The organism is Streptomyces sp. NRRL WC-3618, from assembly GCF_001280005.1.
Lineage (GTDB): Bacteria > Actinomycetota > Actinomycetes > Streptomycetales > Streptomycetaceae > Streptomyces.
This window is the reverse complement of sequence record NZ_LGDW01000303.1, coordinates 101,657-121,371: the sequence shown is the minus strand read 5'-3', so window position 1 is coordinate 121,371 and position 19,715 is coordinate 101,657. Positions and strand designations below refer to the sequence as shown.

The 19,715-nt window shown below is 70.6% G+C and carries 19 protein-coding genes; 14 read left to right on the top strand and 5 right to left on the bottom strand.

Annotated features, from left to right (window positions below; all coding sequences use genetic code 11):
• The first annotated feature begins 430 nt into the window (after positions 1 to 430).
• On the top strand, positions 431 to 2,875 hold the full coding sequence (locus ADL01_RS23930) for a DEAD/DEAH box helicase (protein ID WP_053744077.1): 2,445 nt from the start codon (positions 431 to 433) through the stop codon (positions 2,873 to 2,875).
• Between the two features lie 286 nt (positions 2,876 to 3,161).
• Here the strand turns inward: ADL01_RS23930 and ADL01_RS44870 are convergent, their stop codons facing one another.
• On the bottom strand, positions 3,162 to 3,431 hold the full coding sequence (locus ADL01_RS44870) for a hypothetical protein (protein WP_053744076.1): 270 nt from the start codon (positions 3,429 to 3,431) through the stop codon (positions 3,162 to 3,164).
• 80 nt (positions 3,432 to 3,511) lie between these two features.
• Between ADL01_RS44870 and ADL01_RS43930 the strand changes: the two genes are divergently transcribed.
• Positions 3,512 to 3,727 (top strand): hypothetical protein, encoded by a 216-nt coding sequence (locus tag ADL01_RS43930; protein ID WP_053744075.1) that lies wholly within the window; start codon positions 3,512 to 3,514, stop codon positions 3,725 to 3,727.
• A gap of 308 nt (positions 3,728 to 4,035) precedes the next feature.
• The gene (mftR, locus tag ADL01_RS23915) at positions 4,036 to 4,692 is read left to right on the top strand and encodes a mycofactocin system transcriptional regulator (RefSeq protein WP_053744074.1); all 657 of its coding nucleotides are present in this window, start codon (positions 4,036 to 4,038) and stop codon (positions 4,690 to 4,692) included.
• Between the two features lie 11 nt (positions 4,693 to 4,703).
• Here mftR and mftG read toward each other — a convergent pair whose 3' ends face one another.
• Positions 4,704 to 6,266 carry a mycofactocin system GMC family oxidoreductase MftG gene (mftG, locus tag ADL01_RS23910; protein ID WP_053744073.1) on the bottom strand — a complete coding sequence of 521 codons (1,563 nt, stop codon included), beginning with the start codon at positions 6,264 to 6,266 and terminating at the stop codon, positions 4,704 to 4,706.
• A gap of 113 nt (positions 6,267 to 6,379) precedes the next feature.
• Between mftG and mftA the strand changes: the two genes are divergently transcribed.
• The 7 genes from mftA (at position 6,380) to ADL01_RS23880 (ending at position 12,846) form a co-directional block, all read left to right on the top strand.
• Positions 6,380 to 6,529, top strand: a complete 150-nt coding sequence (gene mftA, locus ADL01_RS41100; RefSeq protein WP_063783570.1) for a mycofactocin precursor MftA — start codon at positions 6,380 to 6,382, stop codon at positions 6,527 to 6,529.
• 16 nt (positions 6,530 to 6,545) lie between these two features.
• On the top strand, positions 6,546 to 6,836 hold the full coding sequence (gene mftB / locus ADL01_RS23905; protein WP_234354770.1) for a mycofactocin biosynthesis chaperone MftB: 291 nt from the start codon (positions 6,546 to 6,548) through the stop codon (positions 6,834 to 6,836).
• Positions 6,833 to 8,086, top strand: coding sequence for a mycofactocin radical SAM maturase (mftC, locus tag ADL01_RS23900; protein WP_053744072.1), 1,254 nt, complete (start codon positions 6,833 to 6,835; stop codon positions 8,084 to 8,086). The genes mftB and mftC overlap by 4 nt, the downstream gene beginning before the upstream one ends.
• A 3-nt stretch (positions 8,087 to 8,089) precedes the next feature.
• Positions 8,090 to 9,292, top strand: coding sequence for a pre-mycofactocin synthase MftD (mftD, locus tag ADL01_RS23895; protein WP_053744071.1), 1,203 nt, complete (start codon positions 8,090 to 8,092; stop codon positions 9,290 to 9,292).
• Positions 9,289 to 10,056: a mycofactocin biosynthesis peptidyl-dipeptidase MftE gene (gene mftE, locus ADL01_RS23890; RefSeq protein WP_053744070.1), complete on the top strand. Its 768-nt coding sequence runs from the start codon at positions 9,289 to 9,291 to the stop codon at positions 10,054 to 10,056. Before mftD ends, mftE begins: the two co-directional genes overlap by 4 nt.
• Positions 10,053 to 11,447 (top strand): mycofactocin biosynthesis glycosyltransferase MftF, encoded by a 1,395-nt coding sequence (gene mftF, locus ADL01_RS23885; RefSeq protein ID WP_053744069.1) that lies wholly within the window; start codon positions 10,053 to 10,055, stop codon positions 11,445 to 11,447. Before mftE ends, mftF begins: the two co-directional genes overlap by 4 nt.
• A 133-nt stretch (positions 11,448 to 11,580) precedes the next feature.
• Positions 11,581 to 12,846 (top strand): cytochrome P450, encoded by a 1,266-nt coding sequence (locus ADL01_RS23880; protein WP_053744068.1) that lies wholly within the window; start codon positions 11,581 to 11,583, stop codon positions 12,844 to 12,846.
• Between the two features lie 311 nt (positions 12,847 to 13,157).
• On the opposite strand, the gene ADL01_RS23875 is transcribed toward ADL01_RS23880, so the two are convergent.
• Positions 13,158 to 13,949, bottom strand: a complete 792-nt coding sequence (locus tag ADL01_RS23875; protein WP_053744067.1) for a TetR/AcrR family transcriptional regulator — start codon at positions 13,947 to 13,949, stop codon at positions 13,158 to 13,160.
• A 626-nt stretch (positions 13,950 to 14,575) separates the two neighbouring features.
• Here ADL01_RS23875 and ADL01_RS23870 point away from each other — a divergent pair.
• Positions 14,576 to 15,343: an enoyl-CoA hydratase-related protein gene (locus ADL01_RS23870; RefSeq protein ID WP_053744066.1), complete on the top strand. Its 768-nt coding sequence runs from the start codon at positions 14,576 to 14,578 to the stop codon at positions 15,341 to 15,343.
• A 72-nt stretch (positions 15,344 to 15,415) separates the two neighbouring features.
• On the opposite strand, the gene ADL01_RS23865 is transcribed toward ADL01_RS23870, so the two are convergent.
• Positions 15,416 to 16,279: an alpha/beta fold hydrolase gene (locus ADL01_RS23865; RefSeq protein ID WP_053744065.1), complete on the bottom strand. Its 864-nt coding sequence runs from the start codon at positions 16,277 to 16,279 to the stop codon at positions 15,416 to 15,418.
• A gap of 426 nt (positions 16,280 to 16,705) precedes the next feature.
• Between ADL01_RS23865 and ADL01_RS23860 the strand changes: the two genes are divergently transcribed.
• The 3 genes from ADL01_RS23860 to ADL01_RS23850 are packed head-to-tail and all read left to right on the top strand — an operon-like array spanning position 16,706 to position 19,423.
• The gene (locus ADL01_RS23860) at positions 16,706 to 17,005 is read left to right on the top strand and encodes a hypothetical protein (RefSeq protein ID WP_053744064.1); all 300 of its coding nucleotides are present in this window, start codon (positions 16,706 to 16,708) and stop codon (positions 17,003 to 17,005) included.
• A 17-nt stretch (positions 17,006 to 17,022) separates the two neighbouring features.
• The gene (locus ADL01_RS23855) at positions 17,023 to 18,546 is read left to right on the top strand and encodes a class I adenylate-forming enzyme family protein (protein WP_053744063.1); all 1,524 of its coding nucleotides are present in this window, start codon (positions 17,023 to 17,025) and stop codon (positions 18,544 to 18,546) included.
• A 25-nt stretch (positions 18,547 to 18,571) separates the two neighbouring features.
• Positions 18,572 to 19,423 (top strand): 3-hydroxyacyl-CoA dehydrogenase family protein, encoded by an 852-nt coding sequence (locus ADL01_RS23850; RefSeq protein WP_053744062.1) that lies wholly within the window; start codon positions 18,572 to 18,574, stop codon positions 19,421 to 19,423.
• A gap of 82 nt (positions 19,424 to 19,505) precedes the next feature.
• Here ADL01_RS23850 and ADL01_RS46505 read toward each other — a convergent pair whose 3' ends face one another.
• Positions 19,506 to 19,703, bottom strand: a complete 198-nt coding sequence (locus ADL01_RS46505) for a hypothetical protein (protein ID WP_053744061.1) — start codon at positions 19,701 to 19,703, stop codon at positions 19,506 to 19,508.
• Positions 19,704 to 19,715: the final 12 nt, after the last annotated feature.

Here is a 19,715-nt window from a genome sequence, read left to right as displayed (position 1 = left end):
GACATGTAACAGGACCGCGTTGCGGTCCTGTTACGGCGGCAAGCCGCCGGTCGAGCCGCTTCGCGCCTCGACGCAGGTCCGCTTCGCTCCCCTGCTTGAGGCAGGCTCTTCGAGCCTGCTAAAAGGCTCGCTGGCGCGAGCCTGGCTGGCTGCAAAGGCGCGGCGTGCGGTGCCTGTCTTCTTTCCTTCCCAGGTACTTGACGGACCGTCACGCATTCCTGACGGTCCGTCACTTTTGAGTGTCTATTGTCCCATACTGCTGGTGGCGGGATGGGGGTCTTCGGGGTTCAGGTGCAGGGGCTGTCATGTATGAGGCACGCTCGGTTGTAGCGTGTGATGGCCTCGCATCTTGAGGTCTTGCATCATAATTTCTCTGTAGAGACTCTACCCTGAGGGCTCACTGCCCCCGTAGATCGAAAGGCGGGATCTCATGCCGAGGAAGCAGCGGCTCCGTCCTCATCAGGTCGAGGCAGTTGACGCGGTGGTCCGCGCGCTCGGGTCTTCGGTGAGCGGAGAGCTCGCGGACGCGGCGGTGCGTGCGCAGGTGATTGCGCCTCCGGGAGCTGGCAAGAGCCTGATCGCGGTTTCTACGGCGCAGGGGCTCCGTGCCGAACGGGTGTTGGTTCTGGTGCCCACGCTCGACCTGCTGGGTCAGATGGTGGGTGTATGGCGTGCTGGTGGGCGTGGTGGTCGGTTGTTCGGGGTGTGCTCTGAGCGCGAGAAGGCTGCTGTGGGGGTGCGGTGCACTACGGATGCGGGTGAGTTGGCGGGGTGGCTCGCGGGTGGGGGCCGGGTGACGGTGTTCGCCACGTATGCGGCGGCTGGTCTGGGGGTGCTGGAGCGTGCTCATGCGGCCGGTGCCGGGCGTTGGGATCTGATGGTGGTGGATGAGGCGCACCGGACGGCGGGGGTGTTGGGGAAACCGTGGGCTGTAGTGCATGACGATCGGCGGCTGCCGGCGGTGCGGCGGTTGTACATGACGGCGACTCCGCGGTTGTGGGAGGTCCCCGGGCAGGAGGGGGGCACCGATGGGGCGGGGCAGCTGGTGGCGTCGATGGACGATGAGGAGATCTTCGGGCCGGTGGTGTACCGGCTGACGATGTCGGAGGCGATCGAGCGGGGGCTGATCGCGCAGTACCAGGTGGTCTGCGTGGATATTGCTGATCCGCAGCTGTCGGTGGTGCGGTTGGTGGGTGCGGAAGCGTTCACGGATGAGGTGCGGGGGGTGCGGTTGGCGGCCTTGCAGACGGCGGTTTTGAAGACTGCTGCGGAGCACCGGCTGCGGCGGGTGCTGACGTTTCATCACCGCACGAGTGAGGCGGAGGCTTTCGCGGGCGGGCTGGGACAGGTGGCCGCAGCGCTGTGGGAGGCCGATGCGGGATCGTTCGCGGAGCCGGAGGCGGTGTGGGCGGACTGGCTGTGCGGGGAGCATCGGGCGGTACACCGGCGGCAGGTGCTGGAGACCTTTTCCGCGGGGGTGGTCCAGGATGCCGTGATGGAGTTGTGTGTGCTGTCGTCGGCGCGTGTGCTCGGCGAGGGGGTCGATACCGCGGCGTGTGATGCGGTGGTGTTCGTGGATGCGCGGGGCTCGACGCCCGATGTGGTGCAGGCGGTGGGCCGGGCGCTGCGGATGCAGCCCGGAGAGAGCAAGGTGGCCTCGCTGGTGGTTCCGGTGTTCCTGGAGCCGGGTGAGGAGCCGGACGAGATGTTGGCCTCGCGGTCGTACACGCATCTGGTGAAGGTGCTGACCGCGCTGCGGGCTCACGATACCGAGGCCGTCGAGCAGCTCGCCGTCCCTCAGTCCCCCAGCCGGCAGGCTGCCTCGGCCGCGGGCGGGAGGACGGCGGGTGGGGTGGTCAGCGGGGCGGCGCAGGGGCTGCTGCGGTTCTCCACGGCCCGTGATCCGGCGCAGCTGGCAGCGTTCATCAGGGCACGTGTGTTGCGGCCCGAGGGCGAGTACTGGCGGCGGGGGCTGCAGGCCGCGATCGCTTACGCCGTCGATCACGGACACCTGCGGGTCCCCTACGGATATACCGCTCCCGATGGTTTCGCGCTTGGGGTGTGGATCGCCAAGCAGCGCGTCGCCTACCGCCAGGGCACCCTGGCCAAAGAACGGGTGAGGGAACTGGATGCGGCCGGGATGGTGTGGTCTCATCTCGAGGTGGCCTTCTCCGAGGGCCTGGCCGCCGCGCGCGGCTGGGCGGAGGAACACGGGCACCTCCTCACCCCCACCGAGGCAACCTGGCAAGGCTATCCCGTGGGGATCTGGCTGCGTGACCAGCGTGCCGCCGCGCGACGGGAACGAGCGGCTCAGAACGGGCCTGCCGAGGGCCTGGCACCGGGACAGCGTGACGGTACGCGGCGGTGGCGGGAACTGGAAAAGATCGACGCCGCTTGGTGCCCCGCCTGGGACATCGCCTGGCAGCGGTGCTTCCACCTCGCCCGCACCTATGTCAACGGAGGCGGGGAACTGCCCGCTGGGCCTGGGGAGCTCGTCGTCCAGGGCGAGGACCTCGGGCGGTGGACCGGCGCCCAGCGCACCGTTGCCGTATGGGACGGTCTGCTGCCCGCGCAGCAGTGGCTGCTCACGGAGGTGCTGCGCCTGACGCCGGACCAGCCTCAGACAGGACCTGCGTCAGGCGAGCAGAGAGCCGTGAGCCGGACGCGGGCGCAGATGTGGGCCGACAATCTAGCCGCCGCTCTCCAGTATCGCCAGCGGGAAGGACATCTGAACGTTCCGCGCCAGCACGTGGAAACCGTGGACGGAGACGACCGTGCACTGGGAGTGTTCATCGCCAACTGCCGGGCCCGCAAGCACCGCCTGGCCGCTGAACGGGTGCAGGAGCTCAGTGCCGTCGGAATGAAGTGGGTTTGAGGAATCGCGTGCGGAGGCCGCCGAGCTGAGGCGCTGACCTCCGACGACGATGGCGTCCCCCCGGGTGGTGTACTCGATCAAGGCGCCGGAATCCGCAGGTCAGGGCTGGCGACTCCATCGGTCCAAGGGCTCAACTCGCCTCAGCAGGGCGCCTCGTGGACTGCCGTATCCACGGAGATCGTCATGGACCTCGTACCGGAACGCGTGAGTGCCTGTTTGCAAAGCTTCGCCGCGTGTTTGCCCAGCTCAGGCTTCGAACGGTCTTGTCACTCATCCACCACGCACATCACCGTTTTGGCTCGATGAGGCGCCGGACGGCCTCTTCGGCCACGCCCCGGTAGTGGGACGGGGACTCGGCGCTGCTGCCGGAGGCGCTGGCCCAGTAGGTGGCGATGACCAGGATGAGCTGCAGGAGCTCGTCGGGATCCCAGATCCGCCGCCCGACTGCTGCACACAGCGGGAGCCGGAAGCGGTCGCCGTAGCGGTCGGCGAGTTCGTTGGCGCGGGTGACGAATCCGGCGGCACCACCGGGATAGCCGTCGATGTACTGGATCACGCCGCCGGTCCAGGCGGGAAAGCCAAAGGAGCGCCGGGTGCGTGCGGTGCTCGCACTCGGCGGCGTGCCGGAACAGCCCTTTGGATGCCGCCACGGAGCCGGACGCACTGCTGGCACAGGGCTGGGACGGCATCGCCCAGGGCTACGGCACGGCGGGCGTCGCGGGCCGGCGCAAGACGCTGCATGCGGTCGAACGGGCGGCATACCGGGAGGTGCTGGACCGGCGCGCCGAGCACCGCAGCAAGGCCGTGGTGATCGTCCGCGACGGGCGCCAGGTCCTGGTCCCAGCACCCTGACCCGACGAGATCCCGCCCGCATGCAAGGCCCCGGGCGGAAGCATCCTCGACCCGGCCACCGGCCGCCCTGCCGCCGACTGGCGCATCGCCACCGACGGCCCCGCCGGCGGCGACGGCCGCGACCCAGTCGTCCCCGCGCCGGACGGCGTGGCAGCGCACTTCGGCGCCTGGGCGGATGTGTAGTGCGCAGCGGACACCCGCAGAGGAGGAAGGGCTCTGCGGTTCCGGTCCAAGGCCGGTAGGTTTGAAGGCGGAGTGGTCGACGCTCCGGGTCGGCCGTACCGCCCCGTTCCCCGGAAGGAGTCCCCGTGAAGTCACCGCCCGGCGACGCGACGGTCACGGTCGAGCCGGCCAGGACCGGAAGGCCGCGCGTGACCTCACGGGCCGAGCTGGAGCGGATCGGGTTCGAGCTGTTCGCCCTTCAGGGCTTCGACGACACCACGGTGGACGACATCGCCGCGGCCGCGGGCATCGGCCGCCGTACCTTCTTCCGCTACTTCTCCTCCAAGAACGACCTGGTCTGGGGTGACTTCGAGGAACACCTGCTCAGGCTGCGCGAGCTGCTGGCGGCGACCTCGACGGACGCGCCGCTGGTCGACGCGCTCCGCGAGGCGGTCGTCGAGTTCAACAGCTTCGATCCCGTGGAGGTGCCCTGGCACCGGCAGCGCATGGAGCTCATCCTGCGGGTGCCCACGCTGCAGGCGGATTCGACCCTCCGCTATGCCTCGTGGCGGGCCGTCGTCACGGAGTTCGTCGCGGCACGCACGGGCCTGCCCCCGACGGACATGGTGCCCCGGCTGGCCGGCTACGCCCTCCTCGCGGCGGCCATGGCGGCGTACGAGCACTGGCTGAGCGAGCCCGGAACCGAACTGTCGTGTCTGCTCGGCCGGACCATCGAGCAGGTGGGCGCGGGCCTCGGCACGGTGCGGGCGGCACCTCCCCCGCCCGGCGACGCCGCCTCCTGATCTCGCCCCCGTCAGTGCGGGCCGTACCGCATCGCACGGGCCATGAACTCCCCGATGAGGATCGCGGTGGCCGCCGGGCCACGCAGCGGAGCCGTGGGCAGGATCGAGGTGTCCGCCACCCGGAGCCCGCTCAGCCCGTACAGCCTGCCGTAGCCGTCGACGGCCGCTCGGGCATCGTCGGCCGGCCCCATGGGGACCGTTCCGCACGTGTGCTGAGCCGTGCCGAGCCCGGCCCGGATCCAGCGGTCGAGCCGACGGTCGTCGTCGAGGGTCGTGGCGTCCGGGTCCGCCAGGCCCGACGCCACCTCGCCGAAGGCGGCGGTGCCGAGCAGGGCCGCGGTGACGCGGACGGCTTCACGCATACGGCGCCGGTCGCCGGCCGTGCGCAGATAGCCGTAGTCGATGTCCAGTGGGTCCGTCGCGTCCGCCGACCTCGTTCGCAGGCGGCCGCTCGTGCGGGGCGTCTGTACGGAGACCAGGAACGCCAGCGGGGCACCCGCCACGCTCGTGCGTCCGGTGGTCAGGCCGGCCATGGGGACGAGTGACTGCAGGATCTCCAGGTCGCCAGGGTGTGCGCCGTCGGAGGAGGACACGTGCAGGGCGCCTCCGAGCCAGGATCCTACGGGTTCGGCCACGTCACCGTGGGGCGCCCACTCCAGAACCACCTGGGGGTGATCGCTGAACCGCGCTCCGACCGCGGGGGCGTCCAGCACGACGGGGATGCCCGCCCGCGTCAACACCGCGCCCGGGCCGATTCCCGACCGGTGCAGCAGGTGCGCGGAGGCGAAGGCTCCCGCGCAGAGCACGACCTCGCCGGCCTCCAGTACCTCGAACCCACCGTCGTGTTCGACGACGACTCCGCTCGCCCGGCCCTCGCGGACGACGACCCGGTGAACCGGACAGTCGCCCGTCACCGTGAGGTTGGGCCGGCCGAGGGCGCCCAGGAGATGGCTGATGCCGGTGTTGACCCGCAGGCCGTCCACCGTGTTCGTCGGAACCGGGCCGAAGCCCGGAACGTCCTGCGCGTTCTTGTCGGGCTCGTGCGGCAGGCCCAGTTCGCGGGCGGCGTCACCGAACGCCGCGGCGGCCGGATGGCTCAGGTCCGTGCGCCGGATCCGTACCGGTCCCCGGTCTCCGTGCACGGAGTCGGCGCCGTGGTCCAGGTCGGTCTCCAGGCCGCGAAGCAACGGCAGGATGCGGTCGTACGACCAGTCCGCCCCGCCCGCGGCCGACCAGCGGGCGAAGTCCTCGCGCCGGGCCCGTACGAAGTAGCCTCCGTTCACGGTGGTGGAACCGCCGAGTACGCGCCCCCGCGGTACCGAGTAGGGCCGGTCCGGGGTGAGGCGGACCGGGTGGTGCGAGACCGCGCCGCACTCCGCCTGCGCACCGGGGACGAGGCGGGCGTCCAGCAACTGTGGTGGGAAGTCCGACAGTTGACGCGGCACCGGTCCGGCCTCCAGCAGCAGTACCGAGCGGCCGGGGTCCTCGCTCAGCCGCGCCGCCAGCGCGGCACCGCTGGCACCGGCCCCCACCACGACGACATCGGGGCGCCGACCAGGGGCGTTCCTCGGCATGGCGCACGACCCTTCCGTTTTGACACCGGGTGCCATTAGCCTCACGGTACAGGAACCCGCGGCACCGGGACCGTCCGGTCGACCGGATCGCCGCGGCCGTCGAGGAGGTTCGCATGAGCCCGCTCCACTCCCTCCCCCCGCAGGCCGCCCCCGTCCCCGACGCCGAGTCCGGCGCCGGGGACGGTTTGGCCCCCGAGTCGCTGATCGAGGAGGACGACCTCATCGAGGAGGTCTCGATCGACGGCATGTGCGGCGTCTACTAGGCGAGCGGGGACCAGCGTGCCCACCGTGAACGCCGACATGGACATCGACCGGGCCTGGGACCTGCATCCGCAGGTCTCGGTGCGGCCGGAACCCTTCGGCGCGTTGCTGTACCACTTCGGCACCCGTCGGCTGTCGTTCGTCAAGGACCTCCGCCTGCTCGCCGTCCTGCGGGCCCTGCCGCACGTGCCCACCGCCCGGGCCGCCTGCGCGCAAGCCGGTGTAGGCGCCGCCGAACTCCCCCGCTTCACCGCGGCCTTGACCGCCCTGGCCCGGTCGTCCATGGTCATCGAAAGGGCCGCCCCATGACCTCACCCGCACTACCCGCCCACAGCACCCGGCGACTGGTCGACCTGTTCGAGTACGGCCTCGCCGCGCCGATCTGCCTGACCTGGGAACTCACCTACGCCTGCAACCTGTCCTGCGTGCACTGCCTGTCCAGTTCCGGACGGCGCGACCCGCGCGAGCTGAGCACGAGCGAGGCGAAGGCCGTCATCGACGAGCTGGAGGCCATGCAGGTCTTCTACGTCAACATCGGCGGCGGCGAACCCACCGTCCGCCCTGACTTCTGGGACCTCCTGGACTACGCCACCAGCCACCACGTCGGCGTGAAGTTCTCCACCAACGGCGTCCGCATCACCCCCGAGGCGGCCCGCCGGCTGGCCCGCAACGACTACGTGGACGTGCAGATCTCCCTCGACGGGGCGACCGCGGAGGTCAACGACGCGGTGCGCGGGGCCGGTTCGTACGCCACCGCGCTTCGGGCCATGGAGAACCTCGCCGCGGCCGGGATGAAGAACTTCAAGCTCTCCGTCGTGTGCACCCGGCACAACATCCCCCAGATGGACGCCTTCAAGGCACTCGCCGACCGCTACGGCGCCCAGTTGCGGCTCACCCGGCTGCGCCCGTCCGGCCGCGGCGCCGATGTCTGGGACGACCTGCGCCCGGCCCGGGAGCAGCAGCGCCAGCTGTACGACTGGCTGCTGGCACACGGCGAGTCGGTGCTGACCGGTGACTCGTTCTTCCACCTGTCCGCCTACGGTCAGGCGCTGCCCGGCCTCAACCTGTGCGGCGCCGGCCGGGTGGTGTGCCTGGTCGACCCGGTCGGGGACGTGTACGCGTGCCCCTTCGCGATCCACGACGAGTTCCTCGCCGGGAACGTGCGCGATCCCGGCGGCTTCACCGGGGTGTGGCGGGAGTCCGCGCTGTTCCGCGACCTGCGTTCGCCTCAGACCGGCGGAGCCTGCGCCTCCTGCGGGTTCTACGACACGTGCAAGGGCGGCTGCATGGCCGCCAAGTTCTTCACCGGGCTGCCGCTGGACGGCCCCGACCCCGAATGCGTCCAGGGCTACGGCGAGGATCTGCTGGCCGAACGCCCGGCGGACCGGGCCCACCTGCCGCGCCCCTCCCAGGACCACTCCCGGCGACGGCCGGTGGACCTGCCGCTGCCGGCCCGCCGCGCGGACCTGGAACGCCCTCCCGTCAGCGACTGCGCCCAGGACCCCTTGGCCGGGCTGCGGCTCGCCCGGACTCCGTCACCCCAGCACGAGAAGAGTTGACGCATGCCCCAGAACCCCTGGTTCGAGACGGTCGCCGAGGCCCAGCGCCGGGCGAGGAAACGCCTGCCCAGCAGCGTCTACGGAGCACTCGTCGCCGGCTCCGAGCACGGCCGTACGATCGACGACAACGCCGCGGCCTTCGTCGACCTCGGCTTCGCCCCGCACGTCGTGGGCCATCATGCCGAACGCGACCTGACCACGACCGTCCTCGGCGTCGAGACGGCGTTCCCCGTGCTGATCTCTCCCACCGGTGTGCAGGCCGTGCACCCGGAAGGAGAGGTCGCCGTGGCGCGGGCCGCGGCGAACCGGGGCGTCATCATGGGGCTGAGCTCCTTCGCGAGCAAACCGGTGGAGGAGGTCGTCGCGGCCAACCCCGACACCTTCTTCCAGCTGTACTGGAGCGGCACCCGGGACAGCATGGTGCAGCGTATGGACAGGGCCAGGTCCGCGGGCGCCAAGGCGCTCATCGCCACCCTCGACTGGTCCTTCTCCCACGGCCGCGACTGGGGAAGCCCGCAGATCCCCGACAAGCTCGACGTGAGGACCATGGCGAAGTTCGCTCCCGACGTGCTGCCCCGCCCCCGGTGGCTGTGGACGTATCTGCGCTCCGGCCGGCTTCCCGACCTCACGGTCCCCAACCTCCGCCCCCCGGGCGGCGAAGCACCCACCTTCTTCGGCGCCTACGGCGAGTGGATGCAGACCACCCCGCCCACCTGGGAGGACGTCGCCTGGCTCCGCAAGGAGTGGGGCGGGCCCTTCCTGCTCAAGGGCGTGACCCGGGTGGACGACGCCAAACGGGCCGTCGACGCCGGGGTGACGGCGATCTCGGTGTCCAACCACGGCGGCAACAACCTCGACACCACCCCCGCCACCGTCCGGGTGCTCCCCTCCGTCGTGGACGCCGTCGGCGATGACATCGAAGTCCTGCTCGACGGCGGCGTCCGGCGCGGCAGCGACGTGGCCAAGGCGCTGGCGCTCGGCGCCCGGGCCGTCCTGGTCGGGCGGGCGTACCTGTGGGGCCTGGCGGCGAACGGCCAGGCCGGTGTCGAGAACGTGCTGGACATCCTGCGCGGCGGCCTCGATTCCGCGGTGCTGGGTCTGGGCCGCTCGTCCGTCCACGAGCTGTCCCCCGACGACCTGGTGATTCCTCCCGGGTTCGCCCTGACCCTCGGCGGCACGAGTGCCCCCGCCCCGGTCGCCGGATGACGACGGCACGGCACGTCCGGCTCGCGCACCGGGCCTGGCCCACCGTTTCCGCCAAGAGTCTGGTCCTGGTGCCGGTCGGCTCGACCGAGCAGCACGGGCCGCATCTGCCGCTGAACACCGACAGCGTCATCGCCGAGTCGGTAGCCGGTCGTGCCGCCGAGGAACTCTCTACCCGTCTCACCCCGCCGCCCCTGGTGGCGCCCACGCTCGCCTACGGCGCCAGCGGCGAGCACGCCGGCTTCCCCGGCACCGTCTCCATCGGACACGAGGCCCTGCACGCCGTGATCGTCGAAACCGTGCGCTCCCTGTCGTTGTGGGCCGGGCGCGTCGTCTTCGTCAACGGCCACGGCGGCAACACCGCCACCCTGGACGCGGCCCTGGGCGCCCTGCGCGCCGAGGGGCACGCCGTCGCCTGGGCCGGGTGCGGCATCACGGGAGGCGACGCGCACGCCGGCCGGACCGAGACCTCGGTCATGCTGTATCTCGCCCCTGATGAGGTACGGATCCTCGAGGCCGTCGCCGGCGACACCCGCCCGCTGGATGTCCTGATGCCTCTGCTGACGGCCCACGGCGTCAAAGCCGTCTCGCCGTCGGGCGTGCTCGGCGACCCGGCCGGCGCATCGGCCGAGGAGGGCCGCCGGCATGTGCGGACCATGGTGTCCCGGCTCGTCGGCCTGATCACTGCCGCAACGACGGACGAGCGCGGCCGCCTCCTGGACCCCGCGGCACGGGACCGACCTGGCACGAAGGCGGCAGGGAGATGACGCTGCCCCTCGGATTCGTCGTGGCGCTCGATCGTGACACCCGCGTCCTGGACGGCGGCCGCACCCTCCTCGGTGGTTCCCCTCTGCGGCTGCTGCGCCTGACCCGGCGGGCACGTCCACTGCTGACCGATCGTACGGTCCACGTACGGGACCGGGCGGGCGCCCTCCTGGCGGACCGGCTCCTGGAGGCGGGGCTGGCGCACCCGGTCGTCCGCGCCCTCCCCCTGCCCGACGACCCCCGGTACACGGTCGTCGTCCCCGTCCGCGACCGCCCGCGCGAGCTCGACCGCCTGCTCACGAGCATCGGGCCGGACACCCCGGTGATCGTGGTCGACGACGCGTCGACTCACCGCGCTCCGGTCGAGGCGGCCGCCGCGCGGTATGGCGCGCGCTTCGTCCCCCTGAGGGTCAACGTCGGTCCCGCCGGAGCCCGGAACGCGGGCCTTCGCCTGGTCGGCACGCCGTATGTGGTCTTCGTCGACTCCGACGTCGTCCTGCCCAAGGACACGGTGCCGACACTGCTGCGGCACTTCTGCGACCCGCGGGTCGCCCTGGCCGTCCCCCGTGTCACCGCTCTCGAAACGCCCGGCTCCTCGACCTGGATCGGACGGTACGAGCGCACACGCTCCTCACTCGACCTGGGCAGCCGTCCCGCCCTGGTACGCCCCGGGACACCCGTCTCCTGGGCCTCCACGGCCTGCGCCGTCGCACGCGTCGACGCCCTGGACGAGGGCTTCGACGAGCGGCTGAGAATCGGCGAGGACGTCGACATCTGCTGGCGCGCCATCAAGAGCGGCCGGCGGGTGCGCTACGAGCCCTCGGTCCACGCCGCCCACGAGCACCGCGGCCGCCTCGGGGACTGGTTTCGACGCAAGGCCGCCTACGGGACGGGAGCGCACCCGCTCGCCGAACGACACCCCGAGTTCATCGCGCCCGCGGTCCTCGCCCCCTGGAGCGGCGCCTTCGTCCTCGCCCTTGTCGCCCAACGCCGTTGGTCGCTCCCGGTGGCCGGCGCCGTCGGCGCGACGACCGTCCTGCGCGTCTGCCGGAAACTGGACGGCACGGAGCACCCGGTACGGCTGGCCTCCTCACTGACGGCCATGGGCGCGCTCGGCGCGCTCGCCCAGACGTCCGCGCTGCTGACCCGGCACTGGTGGCCCCTCACGGTGGCCGGCTGCACGATCTCCCGCCGGGCACGCCGGGCCACCGCGCTGGCCGCGGTGGCCGACGTCGCTCTGGAATACCTGCACCAGGGCGCCGCTGTGGATCCACTGAGGTACGGCATCGCACGCCGCCTCGACGACCTCGCCTACGGCGCTGGTGTGTGGTGGTCCGCCATCAAGGGACGCTCCACTGCGGCTCTGCGGCCTCGGCTGCGGCAGCCGCGGTGACCGTCACCGTTTTCCCGCCCGGCGAAACAGTCGTCCCCTCCATTGTGACCGACGACTGGAGTCGTTACCGTAAGCATCACGGGACTTGCAACAGTAAAAGCGTTGCACGGATACGGGAGCGCGAAGGAGCGACATGGCGCAGACGGAGCAGACCACGAGCGATGCGGATGAGCGGGATGCGCTGATCGCACAGCGATGCCCCTACAGTGACCTGGTGACGACGGGCGGCAGCCGCGAACCGCTCGCCGGTTTCGCGGAACTGGACTCCCTGCGGGACGCCGGACCGGCACACACGCTCGGTACCGGCCAGATCATCTACACCACCTACGACCTGGTGCAGGAGATCGGCCAGCGCGCCGACGTGTTCCACAGCAAGGCCGTCGATCCGGCGACCGGCAAGGAGGCGCCGTTCGTCCTCAAGCCGCAAACGCTCGACGGCCCGATCCACGTGAAGTGGCGCAGGCTGCTCGCCTCGTCCTTCTCACCGGCCGCCGTCGCCCGCCTGGAAGGCTCTCTCCGCGCGCGCGCCAACGAACTCATCGACGGGTTCATCGACCGCGGTCACTGCGATTTCGCCAAGGAGTTCGCGCTCAGGTTCCCGACCACCATCTTCCTCGAGCACATCATCGGCCTGCCGGTCGAGGAACTGGACAAGTTCATCGCATGGGAGACCGACATCATGCACCCGGAGTCGACGGATCCGGCCGAGGCGTTCCGGATCCCGATCCAGGCCCAGACCGAGGTCACCGAATACCTGTCGCAGATCCTGGACGAGCGCAGGAAGACGCCGGCCGGGGAGCGCGGCTCCGACCTCATCTCGCGCGCCATGGACTGGCAGATCGACGGTGAGCCGATCCCGCACGAGGATCTGCTCTCTTTCTATCTCCTGCTGTTCCAGGCCGGTCTGGACACCGTCGCCGCCTCGCTCGGCTACGGCTTCCACCATCTGGCGAGCCATCCGGCCGACCGGGAGCGGATCGCGGCCGACCCGTCGGTGATCCCCAGCGCGGTCGAGGAGATCCTCCGCGTCTACTCGGTCGTGAACATCTCGCGGACGGCGATGACCGACACCGAAGTAGACGGCTGCCCGGTGAAGAAGGGCCAGCACTTCATCCTCAGCCTGCCGGCCGGCAACCGCGACGAGCAGCACTTCCCGGACGCCACGACGGTCGACTTCGACCGCACCGACATCTCGCATCTGGCGTTCGGTGCGGGGCCGCACCGGTGCCTCGGGTCTCACCTCGCGCGACAGGAGCTAGCGATCGCCTATGAGGAGTGGCACAAGCGCATTCCGGTGTACGAGATCGATCCGGACATCCCGTTCGACGAGTCGCGCAGCCTGGTGATGGGGCTGCGCAGCCTCCCCCTGCAATGGGACCCTGCCGCCGTCCGCAGGTAGCGGCCGGCGAGCCGAACCGCGAGGGTCCCGATTCCCGCCCAGGCGGGGTCCGGTTACGTCACGAGCACACGGGCGCCCGGCAGCAGGCTCGTCGCCGCCGGGCGCCGCCACGCTGATGACCGTGCCCAACGAGCGGCCCTGAACCTGCCCTTCAGGTACGGTGCCCAAGGCCCCAGCCCAGCCCTTGGCGACATGCACCGCACGAGAACGCAAACGGCCTGCTGCGCCTGGGAGACTCCAGCCGAGCGCCCGCGTGAACCGGCCTCGATCGGACCGGACCATCCCGGTGTCGCAGCGATCCCCGGAAGCCCTCAGGATCCGGCTTTTTTGCGAGCAGGGGCCTTACGAACGGTCATCGCGCCCCGCGCGGCCGTCGATCCGCGCGACGTCTTGCGAGGCCGCTGGCTCTGCTCGCGAAGGAGGACCTCGAACCCGCAGATCAGGCGCGCAATGCCGAACTCGAAGTCCTCGTCACTCGTCCCGGAGATCGGATGGCGGTCGATCAAGCCGTCCAGGACGGGCAGGTGGGACCAGTCCGTCATGTGACGCTGGCGGGCGGCGTCGATCGTCGGCGCGTCGGCCAGCCGAAGGATGCGCTCGTGGATGATCGAACCGCGGGTGTACACACCGATCGCGCTGTACACCATCATCGCATTGTCGGGCGTGAAACCGTCCGCGACCAGCTTCGCCACCACGGACTCGACCAGTTCCATGGTGCGGCGGGCCGCCTCGCGGCTGTACGTGGAGGTGCGGATGAAGAGCAGATCGGAGAGGACCTCGTCCTCGTGGTGGATCTCGCGCTGCGCGCGGAAGTGCGAGGACAGCGTGTTCTGCCAGGTGTCATCCGCCCGGATCTCCGGCGTCAGCCGCAGGTACTTGTCGACGGCGATGTCCGTCATCGCATTGAGCAGCTCTTCCTTCTTCCGGAAGTACCAGTAGATGCTGGTGACGCCGACACCCAGATGCTCGGCGAGGATCGGCATGCTCAGCTGGTCGAGCGAGGTGCGCCGCGCGACCTCGAAGGCACCTCCGACGATCTCCTCGGCGTTGATCGAGTTACGCTGACGACGCTTACGCGTCCCGGTGGAATCGGCCTTCGTCACGCTGCCTCTCCTCCTTGTCACCACCCACCGGCCCGGCCCGAGCGTAGGCCGAGCCCGCGCTCCGAACTGACTGACACGGTACCAGCCAATGCCTCCCGGCATGGCATACGGTAAGGGATTACCGTAACGCTGCCGCGACGGCTGGTCGACCGCCCCGGACCACGTCGCCGCCTGCTGGTTCTCAGCGCGGTTCTGGTAAACCGGGTCGGAACGGACACCTCACCCGCGATCCGTTCCACCACGCGGCGGACGCTCGACGTGTCGTCGGCGATTCCTGTGAGCAGCCGTCACCGCACCGCACCGCCTCGGCACCGGCCTTCCCCCCGGGGAACGAACAACATCAGCCTGACCCGCGCCCGACCGACGATCTCGAGCAGCACCACGATGGTGTCGGCCCCGCGTCACGCCCCCTCCGGCAGCCGTGCACCGCGCCGTTGTCCCTCCGATCAGCGGGTGGTAGCTTACCGAAAGCGTTCCCGGAAGCTTTACCGGACAGAATACCGGCAGAGTCCGCGCCGGGCGGCCACAGTCCCGCAACCGACTGTGTGCCGACACCACACCACCGGCGGAAGACGGTCGGGCCGCCGGACACCCTTCAGCGAAACACTTACCGGAAGGCGGTCGAGATGGATCTGCTCCGACGTCGTGAAGGCTCTGCCGAGGTCATCACGCTCAACCGCCCGGACCAGCGCAACGCCCTCAGCCCCGGCCTGATCGCCGCACTCTCGCGGGCGCTGCGTGAATGCCTGGACGACGACGCGGTGCGCGCGGTGGTGCTGACCGGTGCCGGCGACCGGGCGTTCTGCGCCGGCATGGACCTCAAGGCGTTCGCCGCCGGTTCCGATTCCTCCGGGCCGGAGTCCGACAACACGCATTTCACGATGTTCAGCCGAGGCGAGTACCCCAAGCCCGTCATCGGTGCCGCCAACGCCACCGCCGTCGCCGGAGGGTTCGAGCTCCTGCTCAACTGCGACATCGTCGTCGCCTCCGACAAGGCCAGGTTCGGCATCCCGGAGGTCAAGCGCGGCCTGTTCGCCGCTGGCGGCGGAACCACGCTGCCCGGCCGCATCCCCCTCGCGATCGCTCTCGAACTCGGGCTGACCGGAGATCTGATCGACGCCGAGCGCGCGTGTGCGCTGGGGCTGGTCAACTGCGTCGTTCCAGCCGGAGACGTGGTCGGCGCCGCGTTGGAGTTCGCCCGCCGTATCGGCGAGAACGGCCCGCTCGGCGTCCTCGCGACGAAGAAGCTCATGCGCGTGGCGCTCACCGAAGGCGTCGCCGCGGCACGCGCGGCACAGGAAGCCGAAAACTCCAAGGTGTTCGAGAGCGAGGACGCGCTCGAAGGAGCTCGCGCCTTCGCGGAGAAGCGCGCACCGCAGTGGAAGGGCCGGTGAGTCACCTCCGGGGGTGACTCACCGCAGGACCGGACGGGTCGCGGAGGCCCAGGACCCGTTGGGTCTGCGCGGTCACACGGTGCCGAGGAATCGCCCTACCTGGTCGATGAACGCGTCGTTGTCGTCGCCGGCCACCATATGCCCGGTGCCGGCGACGTCGACCGCGCGCGAGCCGGGCACAAGCGACAGGAACTCGCGCACCCCCTCCTCACTGAGCACGTCCGACTGAACAGCGCGGACCAAGAGCGTGGGAACGTCGATGCGGCGGGCCGCCTCGCGCAGCCGCTCCGGGTCGGGGTGCCGCCTGGGCTCGTCGGCGTCCGGCCGCACCAGCGCCGGGTCCCAGTGCCAGTACCAGCGGCCGTCTTCGGCCAGGCGCACGTTCTTGCGCAACCCCTCCAGACTCCTCGGACGCCGACGGTGCGGGTTGTACTCGGACACCGCGGCGGCGACGTCCTCCAGCGTGGCGAAGCCGTCGACGTGGCGGCGCATGAACCCGGAGACCCGTGCGGCGCCATCCCGTTCCATGCGCGGGGCGACATCGACAAGCACGAGCGCGCGAGCGTCCACCAGCCCTTCCCCGACGGCCAGCAGCGAGGTCAGGCCGCCCATCGACGCGCCGATCAGCACGGGAGGACGCGGATCGCCCTCACCGGCCCGGGCGGCCACGCCGACGAGATCGGCCACGAGGACGTCCATCGAGTAGTCCCCGTCCGGCGCCCAACCGCTGTCGCCATGACCGCGGGTGTCGAGCGAGAAGGTGCGCCAGCCGCTCCTGGCAAGCGTCCGGGCCGCGCCCTTCCAAGAATGGCGGGTCTGGCCCCCGCCGTGCAGGAACAGCGCGGTGCCCTTCGGCGCGTCCACCGGATACTCCTCGGCGGCCAGTTCCACGCCGGCGGCGGGGATCCGCCTCATGAGTGGCTCGGTCCGGCTCATGCGGTGCACCTTCCCATCTCGCGGGTCACTTCCTCTGCCAGGGCGTCAGCGCCCTCACGTCGTCGATCAGCGCACGCGGCACCTCTCGGCGCAGCGTGCAGGACCCTGACACCCTGTCGGGCGCAATCCAGCGCCTGCTCCTGATCGACGGTCGGGCGACACTCCACCGGAGGCGCCGGCGTGCCCTCGCCGGCGATACAGCCTCGGCACATACGGGCCGACCTGGACGGACCGTCACCGCAGCCCACCGGGACGTCTTCTTCATCACTTGAGCGCAGGGTCAACGTCACACCTCCCCCGCGCCTCTTGACCCCTGTACTATATACCTTACGGTATGGGTGTTGCGTTGCGATGTCCCGTCCAGACGGCCCCGGCCGCTCTGCGGGACGGACGGCATCAGCAGTGCCTGTCGTTGAGGAGGACCATATGAGTTTGCAGGTCGGCACTCGGCTGCGCGGACAGAACTCGACGTGCGAAGTCATCGTCGTCAAGAGTTCCGACACCCCCGCGGTGTTGATGTGCGCCGGCGCGGAGATGCGCCCGACGGCCCCCGATCCCACCGCACCACAGGTGAGCGACGGCCCACCTATCCACCTCGGCAAGCGGTACACCGACGACGACAGCGGCATCGAGGTGCTGTGCACCAAGGCCGGAATCGGCCCTTTGACCTTCGGCAACAGCCAACTCACGCAGAAGGCGGCCAAGGCGCTGCCGGCGTCCGACTGAAACGGACCGCACCCGCGATGAACCTCACGATGCTCCTCGACATGGTGGTCGAGGGGATGCCCGACCGGGTCCTCATCGGTGACCGCGCGGACGGCCTCACCGCCAGCGAACTCGCCCGGCGGGCGCGCTCGGGCTCGGATCTCGTCCGGGCCGCCGATGCCGGCACCGTCGTCTACCTCGGCGGCAACGGTCCCGCGTTTCCGGTCGCCCTGTTCGCCGCGGCCTCCGTCGGCGTGCCCTTCCTGCCGGTCAACTACCGGCTGAGCGCCGAGCAGCTGGACGACGTCCTCGGCCGCCAGGCCAAGCCGCTCGTGATAACCGACTCGCCCGAGCGGGTCCGGGGCATGGCGGCCGTGACGCTGGAGGAGTTCGCCGGGCCGACGGCGGTTGCCGCCGATCACGAGACCGAGCCCGCCGACCCGGACCCCGACTCGATCGCCGTGCTGCTGATGACGAGCGGGACGACCGCCGCCCCGAAGAGCGCGGTACTGCGGCACCGGCACCTGACGTCCTACATCTTCGGCTCCGTCGAGTTCGCGTCGGCCGAGGAGAGCGACGCGACCATCGTCAGCGTGCCGCCCTACCACATCGCCGCCGTCGCGAACCTGCTCTCCAACCTGTACGCCGGTCGCCGGATCGTGTATCTCGACCACTTCAGCGCCGCCGACTGGCTGCATCGCGTCCGGACCCAGGCAGTCACGCACGCGATGGTGGTGCCGACGATGCTCGCGCGCATCGTCAGCGAACTCGTCCACTCCGGCGAGCGGGGCCCCTCGACGCTGCGGTCGATGTCGTACGGCGGCGCGAAGATCGCCGTACCCGTGCTCATGGAGGCGCTGCGGCTCTTTCCCGGCACCGGTTTCGTCAACGCCTACGGCCTCACCGAGACCGCCTCCTCCATCGCGGTGCTGGGACCGGACGACCACCGTACGGCCGCCGCGAGCGACGATCCCACCGTGCGCGCGAGACTGGGGTCGGTGGGCCGTGCGCTGCCCAGCGTGGAGATCGAGGTCCATGATCCGGACGGGCTGCCGTGCCCTCCCGGCGTGGTGGGAGACATCGTCGTACGCGGGCCACAGGTCGCCGGTGAGTACCTGGAGGCCGGCAGCCGGCTGGACAGCGCCGGCTGGTTCCCCACCCGTGACCGCGGCCATATCGACGAGGACGGCTTCATCTTCGTCGAGGGCCGGTCCGACGACACCATCATCCGCGGCGGCGAGAACATCGCCCCCTCGGAGATCGAGAGCGTGCTCACCGAGCACGAATGGGTGGCGGACGTGGCCGTGGCCGGCATCCCGGACGACGAATGGGGGCAGCGCATCGGCGCGTTCGTTGTCGTCAAGCCCGGCGTGCGGCCGGACGCCGGCGTCCTGCGCGAGTTCGTCCGCGGCCGGCTGCGCAGTTCGAAGACCCCCGACGACATCGTCTTCCTGCCGGAACTCCCGACCACGCCGACGGGCAAGGTACTGCGCCGCAAGCTGGTCGCAGACATCGACAAGGACGCCGGGGCCCCCGAGGCCACCAGGACACCCGTGCTCTAGCAGCACCTGAAGACAAGGAGTGCGCGTGGAGTTCAAGACACTCGCGATAGTCGGCCTCGGCACCATGGGGGCCGGTATCGCGCAGACGGCCGTTCCCCTCGGCTTCGACGTGGTCGGCATCGAGCGGGACGAGCAGGCCGTCGGGGCCGGTCGGGCACGGGTCGCCGCCGGGTTGGCGAAGTTCGTCGAGAAGGGGAAGTTCACCGAGGAACAGGCAGCCCAGGCACTGGCCCGCCTGCGCACCTCCACGGACCGGGCGGCCATCGCCGGAGCCGACATCGTGATCGACGCGGCGTTCGAGGACGTCGACCTCAAGCGTGAGCTCTTCCGCGACTTCGAGCGCCACGCCTCTCCCACCGCGGTCCTCGCCTCGAACACCTCGACGATCCCGCTCGTGATCATGGCGGCCGAGACGTCCGCCCCCGAGCGGGTCGTCGGCCTGCACTTCTTCAACCCGGTCCCCCTCATGGACCTGGTGGAGGTCATCCGCACCCCGGCGACGAGCGAGGAGACCATCCGGGCCGCCGTCGATCTGTCGAAGGCCCTCGGCAAGTCCCCGGTGATCATCAAGGACGGGCCCGGCTTCATCGGCAACCTGCTCGTCGTGCCGTTCCTCCTGGACGCCATCCGTGCCTTTGAACGCGGAGTGGCCTCGATGGAGGACATCGACTCGGTCCTCAGGCTCGGCTTCAACCACCCGATGGGACCCTTCGGGCTCAGCGACCTGATCGGCCTGGACATCGTCCACGACATGGCCGCGCGCATGTACGAGGAGTACCACGATCCCAAGTACTGGCCCCCGCCGCTGCTCATGCAGTACGTGCGGATGGGTTGGCTGGGCCGGAAGACCAAGCGCGGTTTCTACACATACGACTGACAATTGACGAGCGCCGGCCGGGCGGTCTTCCCCGGTCGGCGGGGGGCTCGACAAGCCCGGGTTCTTGCCCGTCCCGGCCTGGTCAGGCACGGGTGGGTACCGGCAGCACGGCCACCCCCGCCCGGGCGGCCCGCTCGACGACCGCGGGCGGTGGGGTCTCGTCGCGCACGAGGTAGTCGGTGAGAGGGCCTGTGGCCAAGCCGGTGCGTTCGGCCGCGTTGAGCAGCCCGGCGAGGTGGAAGGCCGTCCCCTCCGCCGACGTCACCCCGTGGCGGTGCACCAGGTGCAGCGC